Origin of the sequence: Polaribacter sp. BAL334, from assembly GCF_015767435.1 — a bacterium.
Lineage (GTDB): Bacteria > Bacteroidota > Bacteroidia > Flavobacteriales > Flavobacteriaceae > Polaribacter.
The window spans coordinates 23,654-45,338 of the sequence record NZ_JADWOV010000233.1; the positions used below are offsets into that span (position 1 = coordinate 23,654).

A 21,685-nucleotide genomic window follows, 5' to 3' on the forward strand; every position below is an offset into this window, starting at 1 on the left:
ATCTAAAAAGATGAGTTTTTTTATGCTTTCTATTCCGAAAAATATTGTTTCAGCGCAATTCGATGTTCAGGAATACTTTTGTCATAGTTTTCAACCAAAATTTCTAGAATCTCGGGAGCATTTTTACCAATTTCTTTCCTGTTTTTGTATCTAGAAACGTATAAATTAAAGTTGGGGTTTGTTTTTTCAAAAATCAGAAAATGAGTATTGTTTAGTTCCGAAAAACTAATTTCATTGGATGAAAAAGTCCCAGATTCATCCTTGAAAAATTCTGAAAATTGGTAATACTTGAATACGTTTTCCATAAGTTTTTTATATCAACTCAGCAGATAATCCTAGCTGTAATAGTTTGGAACATCTTGGTTCTAAATCTTTTAATTCACCAGATTTTACGGTGCATTTTCCTTTATAATGTACCAAATACGTGCATTGTTCTGCTTGTTCTAAAGTGTGTTCGCACACATTGATGAGCGATTCTATCACAAATTCAAAAGTGTTTACATCGTCATTGTGCAACACAATTTCATGTTGATGCGTTTCTTGCTCTAAAATGTCAACTTCTTCTTGAATTTTCTCTTTAGTTCCCATGCTATAAAAATAAATAAAAATTATTGTTTTTTATAATGAACAGAAAGCCATTGATTTTTTTTGATGCTTTTTTGAAATTTTAATTGATTTTTAGAAGCTTCTTCATCAATCATCGGTAAATCGTCTTCATAAAATCCACTTAACAATAGAATTCCATTGGTATCCAAACATGTTGCATAGGTTTTCATATCCTCCAACAAAATATTTCTATTGATATTTGCGATGATTACATCGTATTTTTTATCTTTTAAAAGCGATGCATCTCCTTGATAAACAGTAATATGATTACAATTATTTCGTTCGATATTTTCAATAGAATTGGTGTAACACCATTCGTCAATATCAATGGCATCAATAGGTTTTGCGCCTTTTATTTCTGCAAAAATGGCTAAAATTCCAGTGCCACAACCCATGTCCAACACTTTTTTATCGGTCAAATTGAATGCTAACAAATGTTGAATCATCATGTGAGTTGTTTCGTGATGACCTGTCCCAAAACTCATTTTTGGTTCAATAACTATATCGTATTGTAAATTTGGATTTTCATGAAATGGTGCTCTAATACTCACTAAATCATCCACTTGAATCGGTTCAAAATTCTTTTCCCATTCTTCATTCCAATTCGTTTGTGCTACTTCATGAAAATCATATTCAATTTCGAATTCGTCTGAATTAAGAATATAAATATCATCCAAAATAGCTTCATACCAATCATTTTTTTGAATGTAAGCAAACATTCCATGTTCGTTTTCTACAAAACTTTCAAATCCAACTTCTCCTAATTCAGCAACTAAAATTTCGGTTGCGGGTTCTTTGGGCGAAATGCGAAAATCGTATTCAATATAAATATTATCCATAAAAAAAAGCGTCAAGATTTCTTTTGAAATCTGACGCAAATTTATTGCATTTTAAAGGAAGTTTTATAAAAATCTTGGTTTTATATTGCTTCAATAATGGCTACAAAATCTTCAGCAACTAAAGAAGCTCCTCCAATAAGTCCTCCATCAACATCTGGTTTTGAAAAAATTTCTTCAGCATTCGAAGCTTTTACGCTTCCACCATATAAAATGGAAACAGCATCAGCAGTCTCTTGTCCGAATTTTTTAGCCAATACATTTCTTACAAAAGCATGCATTTCTTGCGCTTGTTCAGGCGTTGCTGTTTCTCCAGTTCCAATTGCCCAAACAGGTTCGTATGCCAAAATAATATTTTTAAAATCTTCCTCTTTTAAGTGAAACAAAGTATTTTTCAATTGACTTCCCACTTCTAAAAGGTGATTGTCTAGTTTTCTTTGTTCTAACAATTCACCAAAGCAAAAAATAACTTCTAAATCATTTGCCAAAGCTGCATCAATTTTTTTAGCAATCAATTCATCATCTTCACCAAAATATTCTCTTCTTTCTGAATGTCCTAAAATCACTGTTTTAACGCCAATTGATAGCAACATTTCCGCAGAAATTTCTCCAGTATAAGCACCACTTTTTGCTTGATGCATATTTTGTGCAGCAACTTCAATTTTTGAATCTTTTGCGCTATGTATTGCAGTTGTCAAGTTTACAAATGAAGGCGCAACCAAAACGCGAACATTATCCAAGTCTAATAACGAAATGGAATTTTTAACTGCTGAAATTAATTTTTCAGTCTCGCCAACACCATTATTCATTTTCCAATTTCCAGCTACTATTTTTTTTCTCATGATTATTCTATTTGAAATGATATGTAAATTTATAAAAATGAGTGTTACAAACACATCAGATTTTGAAATACTTACTAAAACGTTGTATTAATTGGCTTTTAACGTTTTTAAAATAGCCTTGTCTGAGATTTTTGTTGCTTTAAAAAGTGCAATTTTTCCGATTTCATCCACAATTAGGTATCTTGGAATCCAAGACAACCCTATAAAATCTACAAAATCGCCATTTTTCATGCCTTTTGGCAAATAATAATGAGTTCCTTCTAATTGATGTTTTTTGATACCATTTTTCCAAGAATTCATATTTCTATCTACTGAAATGAACATAAAACTTACAGAAGGATTTTCAGATTGAATCTTTTTCAATTCAGGAATTCCTTTGACACAATCTGCACACCATGAAGCCCAAATAGCGACGAATACTTTTTTTTCTTGATGATTTTGTAAAATTTCCTTCCATGAAATTGCTTGATTATCTATGTTTAAAAGCGAATCATTCAACGCTTTTTCCGAAAATTCAGTAGGTTTTTCAAAAGTGCAACTGGAGAAAATAAGTAGGATAAAGAGAAAATATTTTGTCATTTTTTAATGATTTGTCTTTATTAAATTTGAATTCTTACAATTTTAGGACGCAAATAAAACACAAAATAAGTACTTTTGTTGCGTTTTAAAAGCATTAAATGACAACAAAAGAGCTTGAATTTCAAATAAGACAAAAAAAATCTTTTTTATGTATTGGTTTGGATGTTGATTTGGATAAAATTCCAACACATCTTTTAACGCTTGAAGACCCTATTTTTGAGTTCAATAAAGCCATTATTGATGCCACTCATCAATTATGTGTTTCTTATAAATCAAACACTGCTTTTTATGAGGCTTATGGAATAAAAGGTTGGAAATCATTGAAAAAAACAATTGATTATTTGAATGAATTTTATCCTGAAATTTTCACAATTGCCGATGCAAAAAGGGGAGATATTGGAAATACCTCTAGCATGTATGCAAAAGCTTTTTTTGAAGATTTAGGATTTGATTCTGTGACAGTTGCTCCTTACATGGGAAAAGATTCTGTAGAACCTTTTTTAGCTTTTGATGGCAAACATACCATTTTGCTAGCGTTGACATCAAATGAAGGTGCTTTTGACTTTCAAACCCAAAAAGTAGCAGAAAATGAGTTGTATAAACATGTTTTGCAAACATCCAAAACATGGCAAAATTCACAAAATTTGATGTATGTTGTTGGTGCAACAAAAGCGGAATATTTCAGTGAAATCAGAAAAATTGTACCTGATTCATTTTTATTAGTGCCTGGAGTGGGTGCACAAGGAGGAAATTTGCATGATGTTTGCAAACACGGATTGAATTCACAAGTAGGATTGTTGATCAATTCATCACGCGGCATTATTTATGCTTCTTCAGCAATGGATTTTGCTGAAAAGGCGTATGAGAAAGCAAAAGAATTGCAATCCGAAATGGAAAAAATATTGAGTTAAGGGATTTTATTGGAAAAGTTATACACTAAGCTCTCTGTCAAGATAACTGACTTGGTTTAATTTTTCTTTTAATTTCATAGCTTTAAAAGCAGCTAAATCACTTTTACTCTCATCTTCGTATCGATAATTACAAGACATTTCCATTAATTTTACATACCTTTCTTGAAGATGTCTTTTGTAACTTTTTAATTGATGTAAGCGAGACATTTGAATAAATATTAGTCTATAAATATAGAAAATATTTTTAATTTTTTATAATTTATTTTAATAAATTATTCAGTGTCAAAAAGATACTCTTTTTCAGCTTAATTTTTTAAGATTTTAAAGTTCTTTGAAAAACTATCGGATTGAATATTTAAAATGTAAAACCCACTTTTCAAAAACGATACATCAATGCTATTTTCATTAGCATTTTTATTGAAAGTATGTACCTTTTTACCTGTCAAATCATAAATTGTTCCTTGATATTTTTCTGAAAAATTGGCAAACTGAATTTCTAATTGATTATTCACTGGATTGGGAAAAATCCTAATTTTTTTTTCATCAATAGTATTGTCATCAGTACTCAAACTAGATGCTTGATATACTCTTACATAGTCTATTTCCATAGCGCTTTCAGAAAATGAACCTGTCACATTTGGCAACATTGCCACATTAAATAGTAAATATTGAGGAGCATCATAAGGCCAGTTTTGGATGTTTTTTGGAGAAGGTTCATAGGTGTAATGCACAATATCATCAACACTAAAAACCATTTTGTTAGCATCCCAATACAAAGTATAGGTATGATATTCCGTAGAAGCATTTGTAATCATTCTTCCACCTTTATTGATAGTACCTCCAAAACTAGACCTGTTATGCAACGCACTTTGTACAAAGTTTTGATTATCTCCCCAATGTTCAATAATATCAATTTCGCCACAATCAGGCCAACCTGTAGTTCCGTGAGTTGCTGCAAAATATCCTCCAGTTTCCGTAATGTTTTGTCCTAACATCCAAAGTGCTGGAAAAGTTCCAACACCAAAAGGCATTTTGGCTCTAATTTCTACTTTTCCGTATGTAAATGCATATTTAGAATTCAATCTTGCTGAAGTGAAATTTTTTGTCACATTATTGAAAGTGTAATTTTCTCTTTTGGCAACAATTTTTAAAGACCCATTACTTTGGTAAGAATTGTCTGTTCTATCTGTATAATGTTGAATTTCTCCATTTGCCCAAGTAGTTCCACCAATAATAGGAATCACTTGATGATGCCATTTCGTAGCATCAACAGCGCCATTTCCATCAAATTCATCAGACCAAACTAAGGTATCAAAATTAATATCTGAATTATTATTGGTGCTTTCAGGAAGCGTTCCATCATAAGCAACATCATCAATAAAAGCGATTACTTTGTCATTATTATCTTCACCATTTACTTGCAATAAAACTCTGTTGAAATCAGTTCTGTTGGTAGGAATTGGAGAGTTTGCATCAAGATTGACAAAAGGATCGTTTTTAAAATCAAACGTAACTGTTTGCCAAGTATTCAAAGAAATTGTTTTGATAACCTCTGATTGCGTTGACCAAGGAGCATTGATTTTATTATTCTGTAATTTTAACGAAATTTGATTCGTTTGACTTCCTGTAATAGAACTAGAAGCGACATAAATTTTTAAGGTAAAAGTGTGTTTTTGTGATAAATCGAAATTTTTAGGAACATCAAATTTCACATTTGCATATTGTCCTCCATTGTCTTCATATCTCAAAACGGTATTGGAAGTATTGATTCCAGTTTTGAATGGGTTTGCAAATGCAGTATTAATAGCAGTTGCATCAGCATCCCAAGACGAAATAGTGCCATTTCCTTCAAAATCGTCTTCCACTTTTTCTTGCGAAAACAAACTGATTGAAAAGATAAATAAGAGAGAAGTAATAATTTTATACATAAAAATTTTTTAGATTTTCCAAATGTAATGGAAATTTGAAATAAATTGTAGAAAGCAACCTATACTTTACCCCAACAAATGAATATTTTAACACTCTTTTTTGATAGTAAAGCACTTATTTGAGAAATGAATCTGTTTTTTTGTCATAACCATAAGGACAATGTTTACAACCACTTTTGCAACAATAGCCTCTTTTCAAATGGTATTTAGCTGTAAACACTTTAAATCCTTCATCATTAAGATAAAAGTCATCTTCTTCCAATTCAATTCTGGGTTTAAACATGTTGCAAAAATACGTGTTTTAACGGAATTGTAAACGCTTGTCTTTGATCGAATTTAACCGCAATACTTTATAATCTAACATATAATTTTGATACAATCTCCAAGGAAATTGATTGCCTTGTTTTGGTAAAATATCTTTTGCCCTATGAATGTATCCAGAATCTAAATTGATTAGTAGCAATTCACCTAAATTCTGTTCAATTACAGATGCTTTGATGGTTTTAAATTGATGTTTGTCTATATATTTTAAAACTCTTGAAATATACTCACTAGTTAAATCGCTTTTCAATGTCCAAGAAGCATTTGTATATCCTGCAAAAATGAAAAAATTAGGGAGTTCACTCAGCATTAATCCTTTATAAACAAACTGCTTGGTAATATCAAAATGTTGTTGGTTGATGGAAATTTTTGCACCACCAAAAGGCAATAATTGTAAACCAGTTGCACTGATAATAATATCGGCCTCAAGCATTTTTCCTGAATTTAATTTGATGCCATTTTCAAGAAAAGTTTCAATAGTGTCAGTTTCAACGAATGCTTTTCCTTTTTTAATCGCTTTAAAAAAATCACCATCAGGAACCAAACAAAAACGCTGATTCCAAGGATGATAATTTGGTGTAAAGTGAGGTTCAATTGTAAAATCACCCAATTCTTTTTGGATTCCCTTAAAAATAACTTTTTTCATTGTTTCAGGATATTTCCTACACAAATTGTAAAAAATCATGTCAGCTAAAATATTTTTAGTTCTTACAAAGGAGTGTGCAATTTTACTAGGAAATACCTTTTTTATCAATTTTGCAATTTTATCTTTATTGGGCAAAGCGGCAATATACGTTGGTGAACGTTGTAACATGGTTACTTTTTCAACCGTATTTGCAATAGCTGGAACAATGGTGACAGCAGTGGCACCACTTCCAATAACGACTACTTTTTTGTTTGTATAATCAATGTTTTGATTCCATTTTTGAGGATGAATAAAGCTGCCTTTAAAGTTTTCTAATCCTTTAAATTCGGGAGTGTAACCAGTATCATAATTGTAATATCCGCTACAATTAAAAATAAATTGACAGGTATAACTATTCTCTTTTTTTGATGAAGGATTCATCGTTTTTATAGTCCATAGATTTGAATTGGTATCAAAATCATACGAAACTACTTTTTGATGAAATTCGATTTTCTCTTTAACTTTATACTCTTCAGAAGCTTCATGTAAGTATTTTAAAATAGAGGGCGCATCCGCAAAAGATTTGTCATCATCCCACGTTTTAAAAGAGTATCCAAATGTGTACATGTCTGAATCTGAACGAATTCCGGGATATTTAAACAAACTCCAAGTACCACCAATTTCCTCTCTAGCTTCTAAAATTTTGTATTTTTTGTCAGGATTTTTTCTGTGTAAATGACAAGCAGCTCCAATTCCAGATAAGCCAGCGCCAATAATAATGATGTCGTAATCCATATATTTTACTGATTTTTATTTCGGATTTCTCTTTTCCTTATGGGCATTCCATCAATAATTGTAAACAATTTTTCTGATGATATTACCCTATTTTGTTCTAGTTTAATTCCACCATCCAAACCAATTAAGGTAATTGTAAAAACATCTTTTTTTGGTTTGAAACTTGAAAACAACTCTTCGGATTTTTTCCAAGTATCTTAAAAATTCAACTTATAGCTTTTTTTAGTAAAACTATAAATTACAATTTTTCTTTCCAGCAATTCTTTTGATTGTTTTTGTAAAATAACGAATTGTTTGTCAAGTTCTTGGCTTTTTTCATCAGGAATATAAATCAACAAAACCCTGTTTTTCAAAAGATGTTTTTCCATTTTTTGACCTAATGAAAAATGGCTTGAGAATATGAAAAAAATCAGCAATATTTTCATTAATCAGTTGCTTTTTTAAAGGCTTTTTCACCTCCTACAATCGGAATTTTAAGAGAGGTGCCTTTCAAATCAACTGTTAATTCAGTACCTGGTTTTGGTAATAGGGTATATTCACTATCACTTGAAAAAATCATCAAACCAATTTGTTGTCCTTTTTTAATAATTTGATCATCAGGCTGAAATTCAAAGGTCATTTCATAAAATTTACCCGGTTTTAAAGGTTCACTTTTTGAAATCGATTGGTGATTTTGCAAATCTGCCCAACCACGAGTTATAATATTATCCGTAATTTTTGAGCCTCTTCCATCATTCCAAGGCAACGAAACCAAATAGACAGATAAGTTTGTTGCTTTTTTAGAACTGGATGCTTTTATCGTAATGGATGCCAAACCAGAAATATGGATGTCTTCTTTTAAAACAGGAGTTACATATAATAAACGGTGATTTGTATAATCAGCTTTTGCTAACGATTCAGCTGAAAACGAATAATTATCAACCAAGGTTTCTGTTCCTTTAGCTAATGATATATTTGTTGACAAACTGCCCACTTTTGGAGCACCACCACCTAGATAAAAAGTAACATTGGATGCTTCAGGATTTGGATAGTTTTTATACGAAGTTGGGTTCTCTATTTTGTCATTTTCTCTTACAATCCAAGCTTTTGGGTCATTTTCAACACCATTTTCAATTCCGTGTAAATAACGAGTAAACCATCGATTCATCATCGTCATTGGTGGTGGTCCTCCATGTCCATTTTGATGATAATAAATCTGAGTTGGCAAGCCCATTTCAGATGCTTTTTTATATATTCTATAACTATGCTCAGGCATCACATTCCAGTCATTAAAACCATGAGACATTAATAGAGCAGCCTTCATAGGTCCCATTTGATTTAAATAATCACGTCCTGCCCAAAAATTATTGTAGTCTCCCGTAATTCTATCCAAACCATTTGCCATTTCAGTATCTCTCACCACTTTATTATTACGAGCCCTATTTTCTTCTTTTCCACTGTGAATGAAATCATACAACACATCAATATCTTCACCTAGATAGCCACCTGGAGAACGTACCAATCCATTGGAACGATAATAATGATAATAAGAAGTATTTGGTGCCACAGGAATGATTGCTTCCAAGCCATCAACGCCTGTGGTTGCAGCTGCTAATGGAATTGTTCCATTGTATGAAGTCCCTGTCATGCCTACTTTTCCGGTACTCCAAAAGGCTGTTACTTCTTCAGTTCCTTCTCTTTCAGTGTACCCTTTTGCACGACCATTTAACCAATCAATTATTGCTTTTGGTGCTAGCGATTCATTTTTCCCGCCAACAGTTGGAGCACCATCAGACAAACCTGTTCCTGGTGATGAAGAATGCACCACAATATAACCTCTTGGCACCCATGTTTTTACTTGTGAATTTGAAATAATAGGACGCTCTCCTCTTCTTTGAACTTCAACATGCGTTCTTGGTTTTGTTTTTTCTCCCAATTCATGTTTTACTTCCCAAAAAAGTCCTGGAGCATCACCTGCAGTTCCTGCATAATACGGACTTGATTCATATACTATAGGCAATTTTAAACCTTCAGTTTCTGTTTGAAACGGTCTTGTAACACCCACATGCATTCGGTCTAATTTCCCATCGCCATCAGAATCAAAAGTAGTTTCTACCCATAAATCATGACGAATCCATTTGCTTGGATCGTTAAAAGCTTCTACTATTTGAGCTTCACCATCCTTAAAAATGGGTGTTGCTTTTTCTTGCGCTTTTAACGAAAAAGCAAGAAGAAATAAAAATATAAATTGATTAATTTTTTTCATGATAATTGAGTTATTTTAAGACTGAAAATTCGATGGTTGAATCTGTAAAAACAGAATGTGTTTGTGTTTTGAAATCTTTCTCTTCGGCTTTGTAAATATTGTCCACATACGTTTGTGGATTCAAATCTATCAAAGGAAACCAAGTACTTTGTACTTGAATTTGTAATTTATGTCCTTTTTTAAAGGTATGAAAAACATCTTGTAATTTGATAGTTACCTCCGTTTTTTTGTTTGGAATAAAAGGTTCTGGAAATTCAAAACTATTTCTAAAACGGCCTCTCATTACTTCGCTTCTCACCATCAAATGATAATTGCTCATTTTCAAATGGTCTTGCATTTTGTCATTATTTTCTTTGGCATCAGCTGGATGTACATCAATCACTTTCACAATCCAATCTGCTGCTGTTCCTGTAGTAGCCACCTTTAATTTTGCTAAAATATCTCCTGCTAAGGTGAAATCTTGGGTTAACACATCTGTTTCAAAAACCAACACATCAGGTCGTCTTGCTGCAAAACGTTGATCATCTGTCATGTATTTTCTGGGTGTAAAAACGGTTTTGATGTCTTCGGAATAAGGAACAGGACGTTTAACATCACTGATAAATGAGATTCCTTTTGTTTCTTTTTTGGCAGATGTTAATTCCTGATTATCGGACAAAAACCAATTTTCTTTCACCACATTTTTGGGTGGCCAAACATCATACGATTTCCATTCTTTTTTTCCAGAATCATATACATAGGCTTCTGGCAAACCTGAATTTTTATCTCCTTTGCCTTTTAAGAAATGATTGAAAAATTTGGTTTCAATTTCTTTTTGAAATTTCAATGAAATGGAATCGCCAAAATAGTAATTTCCAACGGCATTTTTAACCGCATTTCTAGCCCAACCTCCATGATCCCAAGGTCCAAAAACAAGCGTGTTGTAATTGTTTTTTCCATGTTTTTCAATGCCTTTATAGGTTTCTAAAGGGCCGTATAAATCTTCAGCATCAAACCATCCACCTACAATCATAGTGGCTACAGTTGAAGGAACTTTGTCCATATGCTGAATGATGCCCTTGCTTTGCCAAACAGAATCGTAATTAGGATGTTCTACAATTTCTTTCCAGAAAAAATCATCAATTTTGTCTTTTGAAGTTGTTGAGCTAACGTCTAATTTATCATACTGAAAATATTCGTTCAAATTTTTTAAAGGGCCTTTATCTAGAAAAAATTGATATTGGTCTTGTGTTTTTAATTCAGGTAAAGAATACCAAGCAGAATCAGTGGGCATGTCTTTATAAGTTCCAAACAATGAAATCGCTCTAAAATAGCTCAACAAAAATGCGCCATTATGATGAAAATCATCAAAGAAAAAATCGCCAATACACGCTTGTGGAGAAGCCGCTTTTAAGGCTGGGTGGGCATCAATGGCTGAAATAGTTGCGTAATGACCAGGGTAGGAAATTCCCCAAGTTCCCACATTTCCGTTGTTGTTTTCAACATTTTTTACCAGCCAATCAATCGTGTCATAGGTATCTGAAACTTCATCTGATTCATTAGCTTTTTTATTGGGCAAATACGCACGCATGTTGTCATACACGCCTTCACTCATCCAACGTCCACGAACATCTTGATATACAACAATATATCCATCTTTCATTAAATGTTCATTAGGGCCAATTTTCGTTTTTAGTTTTCCTTCTCCATAAGGTGCTGAGCTGTAAGGAGTTCTTTGCATTAAAATAGGATATTTTTTGCTGTTATCTTTCGGAGAATAAATAGTTGTGTGCAATTTTATACCATCTCTCATGATAATGTCAACCTCTTTTTTGGTATAGTTATCTTGCACATACGTGTCTTTTGGCAATTCCTTTTCTTCGGTTTTGTTGCAACCAAAAACCAGTAAAAGTCCAATTAAGGAAATCAAAAAGTAATTTTTCATGTGTGTAGTTTGATTTTGTAGCTCATAAAACTACAAAACTAATCCTCATTTTTGAATAAATATTTTGTTAAAAAGATTTCGACTATAAAATGACGCATCAATGGATTTTTATGCAGCATCAGAAAAATTGATACTAAGATGAATGTTGTTATCAAAATTGCCTTATTTTTGCATCGCAATATGAATACAACAAAATTACAATTAACAGACTGGCTGCCAACGACCAACAAAGAAGTAAAACTCCGAGGTTGGGAAGAATTGGACGTGATTTTATTCAGTGGAGACGCTTATGTGGATCATCCCTCTTTTGGGCCTGCTGTAATTGGACGAATTTTGGAAAGTTATGGATTGCGAATTGCGATTGTTCCTCAACCAAATGTGAATGACAATTTGCAAGATTTTGAAAAATTAGGCAAACCTCGTTTGTTTTTTGCAGCAACAGGGGGTTGTATGGATCCAATGGTGAGCAATTATACAGCCAGCAAAAAAAGACGTGATAAAGATGCGTATACGCCCAATGGTGACATTGGTTTTAGACCAGATTATGCAACCACAGTGTATTCTAATATTTTAAAAGAAAAATTTCCTGATGTTCCTATTTTGATTGGTGGTATTGAAGCTTCTTTGCGAAGAGTTACACACTATGATTATTGGTCTGACAAACTGATGCCAACCATTTTAGAAACTTCAAAAGCAGACATGTTGGTGTATGGAATGGGAGAGCAGCCTTTGCGTGAAATTGTAACGTTATTACAAAAAGGTGTTCCGTTTTCTAGTTTGAAAAACATCAAACAAACAGCGCTTTTAATCAATCCTAAAGAAGAAAAAATTCCTGTGGTGAATGATTGGGAAGATGTTGAAATCAGTTCGCATGAAATTTGCTTGAAAGATAAAAAAGCCTATGCTTCTAATTTTAAAGTGGTTGAACAGGAATCTAACAAGCTGAAAGCCAGACGTATATTTCAAAAAGTAGGCAATAAAATGCTGATGATCAATCCGCCTTTTCCAACCATGACTGAAGCTGAAATTGATGGGTCTTTTGATTTGCCTTACACACGTTTACCACATCCAAAATATGACAAACGAGGTCCAATTCCGGCCTATGAAATGATTAAATTCTCTATCAATATTCACAGAGGATGTTTTGGAGGCTGTAGTTTTTGTACCATTTCTGCACATCAAGGAAAATTTATTGCCAGCAGAAGTCAGGAATCTATTTTAAGAGAAGTAGACAAGGTGGCAAATATGCCTGATTTTAAAGGGTATTTATCGGATATTGGTGGGCCTTCTGCAAACATGTATAAAATGAAAGGAAAAGTGCAGGAAATTTGCGACAAATGCGTTGCTCCTTCGTGTATTTCACCTGTGATTTGTTCCAATTTAGATACTTCACACAAACCGTTAACGGAGTTGTATCAAGCTGTAGACAAACATCCAAAAGTTAAAAAATCATTTATTGGTAGTGGCATTCGTCATGATATGTTGGTGCCTGAATTCAATAAAAATGCAGATCCAAAAGAATTGGATGCCTATACAGAAGAGGTAATGACCAAACACGTTTCTGGTAGATTGAAAGTAGCTCCTGAGCATACTTCTGATAATGTATTGAAATTGATGCGCAAACCTTCCTTTACCTATTTTCATAAATTTAAAGAACGTTTTGACAGAATCAATATCAAGAATAAATTGAACTTGCAATTGATTCCGTATTTTATTTCAAGTCACCCAGCAAGTGAGGTAGAAGACATGGCAAACTTGGCTGCTGAGACCAAAAATATGGGTTTTCAATTGGAACAAGTGCAAGGTTTTACACCAACTCCAATGACAGTGGCAACTGTGATTTATTACTCTGGTTATCATCCATATACCTTAAAAGAAGTAAAAACTCCGAAAACAAAAAAGGAAAAAGAAGACCAACACAAATTCTTTTTTTGGTATAAAAAAGAAAACAAGGATTGGATTCGAAATACGCTGAATAAAGTTGGTAGACAAGATTTGCTGAAAATACTATTGCCTGAAAATAATTCTTGGAAAAAGAATAAAACTGTTCACGCAACTGCGCAACATACTTTTGATGATGCGATTCCTTTTAATAAACGAAAGAAAGTAAAACGCATTGAGGGTAAGAAAAGGTAATCTTTTCTACATTTGAATTTCTATTTCAAATCCAAGAAAATACCTCCACTAATAGACGGATTTGCATAAATAATCCTTCCAGAAATGGCAGATGTATAATTCAAGGTTACACCAAATTTTTTGGTGATATAATACGCAGCTTCTCCACCAACAGCCACATATTCTATGTTGTTGGCAAAAATACTTCCTTGCGTGTTTTGAGCTGTCAAAGTACCATTTTGCAATGAATTAACGCTATGCAACCTGCCTAAAACCCATAGTTTATCAAAAAGTTTGATGCCTGATTCAAATCCGTATTGAAACTCATCCGAAAAACCTTGAGTCCTATTATTGAAGCCTATAAATGTTTTGGCATAACTCGGTTTTTGAAATAATTGATAGGAAATTCCAGCATCAACAGTCAATAATTGATTGAATTCGCCATCTCCAGTTTGATAACTTCCATCACTTCCGCCCGAATTTTTTCCTGTGGGTAATCCGAATTTCAACGTGGTTGAAAATGACAAATTCTTTTTCTTATATAACAAATAGCGAACTCCAATGTCCAAATCTCCAAAAGCATTCAAGGATTCTCCTTCTTGTAGCACATTTCCTGTAATTCCTGAAACTTGCGCATTTTGATAAATTCGTGTAAAAAATGGAACATAGGAAATGATATCCAATTTATCTGTCAAACCATATTCACCATAAAAACTCATGGTAAAATTACCACGAGTGGCATTTGGATCAATCTGTCCTGAATTTGTGTAATGTTGGTCCGCCACCAAAGACCAAGCAGCCAATTTATAATACGCTTTTCCTTTTCCATTGGTCCATTGTGATTGGCTTTTTTGAGTGAAAAGTAGTATTGCAACAACAATAATTGCGTGTAATTGTCTCATAGTATGTTATTTATCTATAATTAATGCTTTTCCTGTAAGAATTGAAAATGGTCTGCACCATTGTACCAAATATTTGTAATCGTTCAAGCCAACATTTTCAATATTATAAGTAAATGCACCTGTATAATGAGCGCCATCAGCATCGTCATATGCATCAATTTGTAAGGCATTTGCCAATGAATTTGGGTTATTTGTGAGAAACAATGCAAATCCTGGCAGACTAGTATCTGCCACATAATTGCTAGCCAATTCAATTTTAATTCCGTTAGAAGTTTTTGTTATTTCAAAATCTCCAGCAGCTTTATAGGAAGTTGTTTTTGAAAAGGTACCTTTTTTAGGGGTGTCAATATTAATTGAATTATCTGCAACAACTTCAATTGTTTGTGAGTCAGTTAAATCTCCAGTTTTTCCAATTGCTTTTACGGTGATTATTGCAGTACCTTCTACGTTTGCTGAAATACTTGATGTTGTTGCATCTATTGACAAAACACTGGGATTTGAACTGCTCCAGATAAAAGAGTTATCTTCAATTTCACCAATATTATTAAAAAATGATGCTTCTAAAGTTGCCATTTCTCCAACTTTTAAAGTAGTAAAACTGCTGATAATTCTTACTTCTTCAGGAACTGAATCATTAATGATATCTTCATCAATACAAGAGTTAAAACTCAGAATTATTGTGATAAGAACTATTTTTAGTTTTTTCATATAATTGGATGTATATAATTAATGTATATGTCGATGTAAAACAAACATCATTACAAAACAAAAAAAGGGGAGTAAGATTTTTATTTATTTTATTGGTTTCATTTTTTTAAGTACATTTAAAAATTAAAATCGATTTTATGAAAATTCAACAACTATTCTTAATTATACTTTTTACTTCAATTGTAAATTTATATTCCCAAGAAAATAATATAATGGAAGGTCCTTTCAATCAGATGATTATCAGAGGCGTTACGTTGATTAATGGAGATGGAGCTCCACCTATTGGGCCTGTAGATATTGTGGTGGAAAACAACAAAATTGTTGCCATTGAAGTGGTGGGTTTTCCAGGAGTTGCCATTGACGAAAAAAGCCGACCAAAATTGAAAAATGGCGGCAAAGAATTGGATGCGAATGGCATGTATTTGTTGCCAGGATTTGTAGATATGCATGGTCATGTTGGTGGAAATGCACAAGGAGCCAGCCCTGAATACGTTTTCAAATTATGGATGGCTCACGGAATTACAACGGTTAGACAGCCCAGTGGAAGAAGCGTTGAGGAAGTAAATGATTTGAAGCGAAAAAGTGAAAAAAATGAAATTATAGCCCCAAGAATTTTTGGATACACTGGTTTTGGACAGGGAGCAAAAAGTCCGATTTCAACCAAAGAACAAGCCATAGAATGGGTAAGAGAGAACGCTAAGAAAGGAGCAGATGGCATTAAATTTTTTGGTGCAGAACCACAAATTATGAAAGCAGCTTTAGAGGAAAATAAGAAGTTAGGCTTGGGTTCAGCGTGTCATCATGCACAATTGAGTGTTGCACGTTGGAATGTGTTGCATTCTGCACGAGCAGGTTTAACAACTATGGAACATTGGTATGGTTTGCCAGAAGCGTTGTTTGAGGATAAAACCGTTCAAAATTATCCATTAGACTATAATTATCAAAACGAACAACATCGTTTTGAGGAAGCTGGAAAATTATGGGAACAAGCAGCAAAACCATATTCAAAACATTGGTATTCAGTGATGAACGAATTGATTTCGTTGGATTTTACGATAGTGCCAACTTTCAATATTTATGAGGCAAGTAGAGATTTGCACAAAGCCAGAAGGGCAGAATGGCATGAGGATTATACCTTACCATCTTTATGGAAATTTTACGAACCTAGCAAAATTTCACATGGGTCTTATTGGCATGATTGGGGAACTGAACAAGAAGTTGCTTGGAAAAAGAATTATCAATTATGGATGACTTTCATTAATGAATATAAAAATAGAGGAGGCAGAGTTACAACAGGTTCTGATTCAGGATTCATTTATCAATTGTATGGGTTTGCGTATATTCGAGAATTAGAATTGTTGCGTGAAGCAGGTTTTCATCCGTTAGAAATTATTCGTTCAGCCACCTTAAATGGTGCTGAAGCATTGGGTTGGGCAGATAAAATTGGTTCTGTTCAAATTGGTAAATTGGCTGATTTTGTGATTGTTGAAGAAAATCCTTTACAAAATTTAAAAGTGTTATATGGTACAGGAGCTGTTCGTTTAACAGAGGACAATAAAGTAATTAGAGCTGGAGGCGTAAAATACACCATAAAAGATGGCATTATTTACGACGCTAAAAAATTGTTAGCAGATGTTAAAAAAATGGTGGATGCTGAAAAAACCAAGCTGAATTGGAAATTAAAACAGCCTGGTTTTCAAGATTAATTTTTCAAATAGGTATTAAAAAATTCAATGGTTCGTTCCCAAGACAAATCAGCAGCTGCTTTGTCAAAACGTGGAGTGGTATTGTTGTGAAAACCATGATTTACGTTGGGATAAAAATGAGCTTCATAGGCAACGTTGTTTTCTTTCAATACTTTTTCATAGGCTGGCCAACCTTCATTCACTCTTTTGTCCAAATCTGCATAATGCAACAACAAAGGCGATTTGATATTTTTGGCGTCTTCTGCAGCAGCTTGTCTGCCATAATATGGAACAGCAGCTTTTAGCTCAGGAAGTTTTACTGCCATCATGTTCGAAATCCATCCTCCAAAACAAAAACCAACAACACCAATTTTTCCATTGCAATTGGGATGTTTTTTGAGATATTCAAATGCCGCAATAAAATCTTCCAACATTTCTTGTTGATTTCGTTTGCTTTGCATCGCTCTTCCATCATCGTCATTTCCTGGATAACCGCCCAAAGGTGTCAATGCATCTGGAGCCAATGAAATAAAACCTTCAATGGCAGCTCTTCTGCCCACATCTTCAATATACGGATTCAACCCTCGATTTTCATGCACTACAATGATGCCTGGTAATTTGGCTTTTGCATCTTTTGGCATAGAAAGTAATCCTTTGATGGTTCCACCACCTTTGGGAGAATCGTAAGAAATGTAGCCTGAATTCAATCTTGGGTCATTTTCATTGACAACAATAAAATCGGTATAATTGGGTGAAATAAAGCTCAACAAAGCAGGCAAAGTTATGGCACCTACTGCATAAAGCGAGAGTTTTTCTAAGAATTCTTTTCTGGTAATTTTGCTGTGTGCATAATCATCGTATAAATCAAAAACTTCTTGATTGATGTCTTCTTTGGTGAGTTGTTTCATAAAACTAAAATTTCAAACTAAATTATGTTGCCAAGATAACTAAAAAAATAGAGGAATTTGATTTTAAAATTTGTTTGAAAAAGGGATATTGATACATAAAAAAAGACGTTTAAGAATTTCTTAAACGTCTTGAAATATAGTAGGGGGACTACTCTTATTTTTGTCCTTTTTTAAATCCGTATAAATTTTGATCAATAAAATTTTGAGGAAACTTATCATCACCTTCAAAACCAATTTCGATGGTGCCACTATCTTCTGGAACGTAATCTGTTTTAAAAATATAATCCCATAAACTTAAACTAATTCCATAATTCATACCATATCTTCCCTCTGGTAATACATAAGCATGATGGTATAAATGCATGACAGGATTGTTTAAAACGTACTTGAAAACTCCCCACGTAATTTTAATATTTGCATGATTTAAATGTCCAATGATTACTGTGAAAAAGTGAATAAAAAAGGCTTGATCAGGTTCAGCTCCAACCAAAATCATGACTGCCAACGTTTTTAAAGGTTTGTACAAAATGTTCTCCATCCAATGGTAACGTAGGTGAGCTGCAAAGCCCATTTCTTTTACGGAATGATGTACTTTATGAAACTTCCATAAAAATGGGTAACGATGCAATAAAACATGGGTAAACCATTGTACAAAATCATTAATAATAAAGAAAATAAGGATAAATAACCATGTTGGTAATGCGTCTTTTTCGAATAAAGAAAAAGAAGTAGAGGTAATGCCAATTTTATTGAATCCATTTTCTAGTATTGTATAGATACCATACAAACCAATCTGGAAAATGAAAAAATTAAAATACATGTACATCCAATCCAGCCAAAAATCTTTTCGAAATGTTTTTTGTGATTTTCTCCAAGGAAATAATAACTCTAATCCCCAAACCACTAAAGAGACAATTGTAAGGCCCCAAAACCAATTTCGATCCCATGGAACATCAAAAATAACCTGTTTCCACTGGTATTTTGCCATTCCTGTTACTGTGTTCATAAAAATTTCTAAATATTCTCCCATTGTTTTAATTAATTGTTGTTAAACTGTCATTAGTAAAGGGTAAATCATTAAAATAACTCCATTCTGTCCAAGAGCCATCATAATTTTTCACATTTTTATATCCTAATAATTGAGTAAGAACAAAAGTGGTGTGTGCTGAGCGAACTCCACTATGGCAATACAAAATTATTGAATCATTCTTTGTTGCTTTCAACTTTTTAGCATAAAATTCTGCTAAAGTTTCTACGGATTTTAGTTCTTGATTTCCATGAAAATTGATGGCTTCAGCCCAATCAATATGAATACTATTTGGAATTCTTCCTGCTTTTGAAGCTCCCTTTTTTTGTTGCTTTCCTGAGAATTCATCAAACGATCTTGTGTCTACTAAAATAATTTTTTTTGAAAAAGCAGTTACTACTTCTTCTTTTGAAATAGCATATTTCATACTCGGATTTTTAGAAAGCGTAAATTCGGTTATTGTTTTTTTGGGGACTTCTTGAGTTACTCTGCCATTTATTGCTTTCCAACCTTCAATGCCTCCTTGAAGCATTTTGATGTTTTTAAAATCATAATTTTGCAATATCCACCACAATCTTGCTGCTTCACATAATCCATTATTATCATACACAACTAATGTATCTTCATTTGAAATTCCTAATGAACCAAAAAGAATTTCTAGTTGTTTTGCAGTGGGCATCATGCCATTATACGGATAAGAAGTGTCTTCAATAGCAGTTCTCCATAAATGGATAGCATCTACAATGTGCTCTTGATCGTAAAAGTATTTTTCCCTAAAATCAATGATTTTTATATTTTTTTGATGGATAATAGCGTTTAACTCACTAGCATTTATGAGATAATTTATATGAGTTGATTCATCGTTAATTGTTGCTTTTTTACATGCGAATGAAACCAAAACAACTAAAAGAAGGCTATTCCTTAAGATCATACCAATCAATATTTGTTAAGTTCATTCGTCTTCCTTTTTTAAGTGGAGGATAATTCGTAGTCAAATAATTTACGATAATCTCTTGATTTGCACCTAAATCCCAAAGGTTCTGAGTTTCTTGCATCCATTTAATAGTAGCGTTCCAGCGCTCAGCGTTCATTCTGTTTTGTGTCACTAATTTTGCAGAATGACAGTTTGTACAATTGTTAACCACCGTCATTAAACCTTCAGCATCTATTAATCCTGTTCTTAGATGAATTCCGTTTTCAATTTTATCTTCATCCTCAACAACCTCTGTATAAATAGGAGTTACTTCTTTTTTACCAAATACAGAAAAAGTGGGATCATATACCGTAAAAAGCAATAAAATAGAAGCCAAAAAGGAAAAAGCAGTAGCGATGTAGGCTGTTCTCTCTGCTTTTTTTATTTTTTTTTGAAATTCACTATTCGTACTCATTATACAATTTTAACGGCAATTCTGTGACAGGCATTATTTAAATATCCTTTTGGGTTCCAACCAGGAGTCAACATGGGTTGCGAAACTCCTTTCGCATCTGTTGCTTTTGCCCAAACTTCGTAATAACCTGCTTTTGGAAAATTAATTGAAGCTGAAAAATGTTGCCAAGACAACCGATTTACAGGTTTTTCTATGGTGCAAGATTTCCATGTTGCGCCAAAATCAATGGAGTATTCCATTTTGGTAACTTCTAATTCCCCAGCCCAAGCATGACCTCTAATTTTTAAAGAGCTATCTTTTTTAAGGGTTGCGCCTGTTTTTGGGTAGGTTACGATTGATTTAACAGGCATTGATTCAATAATGCACATGTCTTCGTCTTTCACTTTTTCACCTGGGGCAACTGGTTTACAAGGAACTTTGTATGAAGAACCTGTCATTTTTTCACCATCATGAACGATGTTTCGAACGCTGATTCTATTGATCCATTTTCCAGAAACGGATGCAGGCCAACCACCTACAACCAAACGTAATGGATATCCGTGAGCTAACGGAATCTCTTCTCCGTTCATTTTAAAAGCTAAAATAGTTTCGTCTTGAAGTGCTTTAAACATTGGGCAACCTCTAGAAATCGGTTCTTTTTTAGGATCGCCACTTAAATGCTGATCTATCGCATGAAATCCAATATATACCGCGTCTTTTTTAATGCCAGCATCTTCTAAGACATCTCGCAAACGAACTCCTGTCCAAGAAGCACAATGCACAGCACCTACTGTCCATTGGTTTCCTTTTGCAGGAGGATCAAATTCATTTCGCCCATTTCCACCGCATTCAATGGTTAATTGATAGGTGTGTTGTTGAAATTTTGATTTTAACTCAGCGAGTGTGTATGTTTTTTTGTTTTTTACAGATTCTCCATCAATGGTTAATGTCCATTTTTTTGGATTGATATTTTCAGGTACCAAACCATTATTTCTGATAAACATGGATGAATTAGGAGTTATTTTGTCATCTAATAAGTGAGCTTGGGCTTCAATATTCCAAGGCTTATCATTCAACACTACCATTTCTTTGTTTTTGTTGAATAGTTTAAAAGGGTCCGTTTCTTGAAGCGCTAATGGAGTATATCCATAAGGCATTTTTGAGCCAAACACTAGTTCAGTCCCTATAATTGCTGCAAATGAACCCAAAACAGCATTTTTTACAAAAGTTCTTCTTTTCAATGGATTAATGGTTTTTGTAAATACGTTGCCAATGTAATACGAATTATTATTGCTATATGTAACATTAGTTACATAAAGATAGAAGAAATACTTTTAATATTACCGAATTATAAAATTAAC

20 protein-coding genes and 1 pseudogene are annotated in these 21,685 nt (G+C 33.2%); 3 read left to right on the forward strand and 18 right to left on the reverse strand.

Annotated features, from left to right (window positions below; translation table 11 throughout):
- Window positions 1-29 precede the first annotated feature (29 nt).
- From IU405_RS03150 to IU405_RS03170, 5 genes are all read right to left on the reverse strand, one after another.
- Window positions 30-305 carry a hypothetical protein gene (locus IU405_RS03150; protein ID WP_197437159.1) on the reverse strand — a complete coding sequence of 92 codons (276 nt, stop codon included), beginning with the start codon at window positions 303-305 and terminating at the stop codon, window positions 30-32.
- 7 nt (window positions 306-312) lie between these two features.
- Window positions 313-588 carry an ATP-dependent Clp protease adaptor ClpS gene (locus tag IU405_RS03155; RefSeq protein WP_197437160.1) on the reverse strand — a complete coding sequence of 92 codons (276 nt, stop codon included), beginning with the start codon at window positions 586-588 and terminating at the stop codon, window positions 313-315.
- A 20-nt stretch (window positions 589-608) separates the two neighbouring features.
- Window positions 609-1,445 carry a 50S ribosomal protein L11 methyltransferase gene (prmA, locus tag IU405_RS03160; RefSeq protein ID WP_197437202.1) on the reverse strand — a complete coding sequence of 279 codons (837 nt, stop codon included), beginning with the start codon at window positions 1,443-1,445 and terminating at the stop codon, window positions 609-611.
- An 80-nt stretch (window positions 1,446-1,525) separates the two neighbouring features.
- A complete protein-coding gene (gene tpiA / locus IU405_RS03165) occupies window positions 1,526-2,284 on the reverse strand; it encodes a triose-phosphate isomerase (protein ID WP_197437161.1) in 759 nt (252 codons plus the stop codon).
- An 87-nt stretch (window positions 2,285-2,371) separates the two neighbouring features.
- Complete coding sequence (locus tag IU405_RS03170) at window positions 2,372-2,863, reverse strand: TlpA family protein disulfide reductase (RefSeq protein ID WP_197437162.1); 492 nt, start codon at window positions 2,861-2,863, stop codon at window positions 2,372-2,374.
- A 98-nt stretch (window positions 2,864-2,961) separates the two neighbouring features.
- On the opposite strand from IU405_RS03170, the gene pyrF reads away from it, so the two are divergent.
- Window positions 2,962-3,774, forward strand: coding sequence for an orotidine-5'-phosphate decarboxylase (pyrF, locus tag IU405_RS03175; RefSeq protein WP_197437163.1), 813 nt, complete (start codon window positions 2,962-2,964; stop codon window positions 3,772-3,774).
- A 305-nt stretch (window positions 3,775-4,079) separates the two neighbouring features.
- Here pyrF and IU405_RS03180 read toward each other — a convergent pair whose 3' ends face one another.
- From IU405_RS03180 to IU405_RS03210, 6 genes and pseudogenes are all read right to left on the reverse strand, one after another.
- Window positions 4,080-5,702, reverse strand: a complete 1,623-nt coding sequence (locus IU405_RS03180) for a family 16 glycosylhydrolase (RefSeq protein ID WP_197437164.1) — start codon at window positions 5,700-5,702, stop codon at window positions 4,080-4,082.
- 115 nt (window positions 5,703-5,817) lie between these two features.
- On the reverse strand, window positions 5,818-5,985 hold the full coding sequence (locus tag IU405_RS03185; protein WP_197437165.1) for a DUF5522 domain-containing protein: 168 nt from the start codon (window positions 5,983-5,985) through the stop codon (window positions 5,818-5,820).
- 18 nt (window positions 5,986-6,003) lie between these two features.
- On the reverse strand, window positions 6,004-7,443 hold the full coding sequence (locus tag IU405_RS03190; protein WP_197437166.1) for a flavin-containing monooxygenase: 1,440 nt from the start codon (window positions 7,441-7,443) through the stop codon (window positions 6,004-6,006).
- A gap of 5 nt (window positions 7,444-7,448) precedes the next feature.
- Window positions 7,449-7,868: pseudogene (locus tag IU405_RS15620) on the reverse strand (DUF4174 domain-containing protein).
- Entirely contained in the window at window positions 7,868-9,688 is a 1,821-nt protein-coding gene (locus tag IU405_RS03205) for a Xaa-Pro dipeptidyl-peptidase (protein ID WP_197437169.1), read from the reverse strand. Before IU405_RS03205 ends, IU405_RS15620 begins: the two are co-directional and overlap by 1 nt.
- Window positions 9,689-9,698: 10 nt before the next feature.
- Window positions 9,699-11,612 (reverse strand): CocE/NonD family hydrolase, encoded by a 1,914-nt coding sequence (locus IU405_RS03210; protein WP_197437170.1) that lies wholly within the window; start codon window positions 11,610-11,612, stop codon window positions 9,699-9,701.
- A gap of 180 nt (window positions 11,613-11,792) precedes the next feature.
- Between IU405_RS03210 and IU405_RS03215 the strand changes: the two genes are divergently transcribed.
- Complete coding sequence (locus IU405_RS03215) at window positions 11,793-13,748, forward strand: YgiQ family radical SAM protein (protein WP_197437171.1); 1,956 nt, start codon at window positions 11,793-11,795, stop codon at window positions 13,746-13,748.
- A 20-nt stretch (window positions 13,749-13,768) separates the two neighbouring features.
- On the opposite strand, the gene IU405_RS03220 is transcribed toward IU405_RS03215, so the two are convergent.
- Both IU405_RS03220 and IU405_RS03225 read right to left on the reverse strand, forming a co-directional pair.
- Complete coding sequence (locus tag IU405_RS03220) at window positions 13,769-14,629, reverse strand: hypothetical protein (protein WP_197437172.1); 861 nt, start codon at window positions 14,627-14,629, stop codon at window positions 13,769-13,771.
- Window positions 14,630-14,635: 6 nt separating this feature from the next.
- Window positions 14,636-15,337, reverse strand: a complete 702-nt coding sequence (locus IU405_RS03225; RefSeq protein WP_197437173.1) for an Ig-like domain-containing protein — start codon at window positions 15,335-15,337, stop codon at window positions 14,636-14,638.
- Between the two features lie 212 nt (window positions 15,338-15,549).
- Here IU405_RS03225 and IU405_RS03230 point away from each other — a divergent pair, with 212 nt between their 5' ends.
- Complete coding sequence (locus tag IU405_RS03230) at window positions 15,550-17,043, forward strand: amidohydrolase family protein (protein ID WP_410896739.1); 1,494 nt, start codon at window positions 15,550-15,552, stop codon at window positions 17,041-17,043.
- Here the strand turns inward: IU405_RS03230 and IU405_RS03235 are convergent.
- From IU405_RS03235 to IU405_RS03255, 5 genes are all read right to left on the reverse strand, one after another.
- A complete protein-coding gene (locus IU405_RS03235; RefSeq protein ID WP_197437175.1) occupies window positions 17,040-17,930 on the reverse strand; it encodes a dienelactone hydrolase family protein in 891 nt (296 codons plus the stop codon). The two genes, IU405_RS03230 and IU405_RS03235, sit on opposite strands and share 4 nt — an antisense overlap.
- A 154-nt stretch (window positions 17,931-18,084) precedes the next feature.
- Window positions 18,085-18,960: a sterol desaturase family protein gene (locus IU405_RS03240; protein WP_197437176.1), complete on the reverse strand. Its 876-nt coding sequence runs from the start codon at window positions 18,958-18,960 to the stop codon at window positions 18,085-18,087.
- 4 nt (window positions 18,961-18,964) lie between these two features.
- A complete protein-coding gene (locus tag IU405_RS03245) occupies window positions 18,965-19,888 on the reverse strand; it encodes a sulfurtransferase (RefSeq protein ID WP_197437177.1) in 924 nt (307 codons plus the stop codon).
- The gene (locus IU405_RS03250; protein WP_197437178.1) at window positions 19,872-20,345 is read right to left on the reverse strand and encodes a monoheme cytochrome C; all 474 of its coding nucleotides are present in this window, start codon (window positions 20,343-20,345) and stop codon (window positions 19,872-19,874) included. Before IU405_RS03250 ends, IU405_RS03245 begins: the two co-directional genes overlap by 17 nt.
- Entirely contained in the window at window positions 20,345-21,565 is a 1,221-nt protein-coding gene (locus tag IU405_RS03255) for a sulfite oxidase (RefSeq protein WP_197437179.1), read from the reverse strand. The genes IU405_RS03250 and IU405_RS03255 overlap by 1 nt, the downstream gene beginning before the upstream one ends.
- Window positions 21,566-21,685 lie beyond the last annotated feature (120 nt).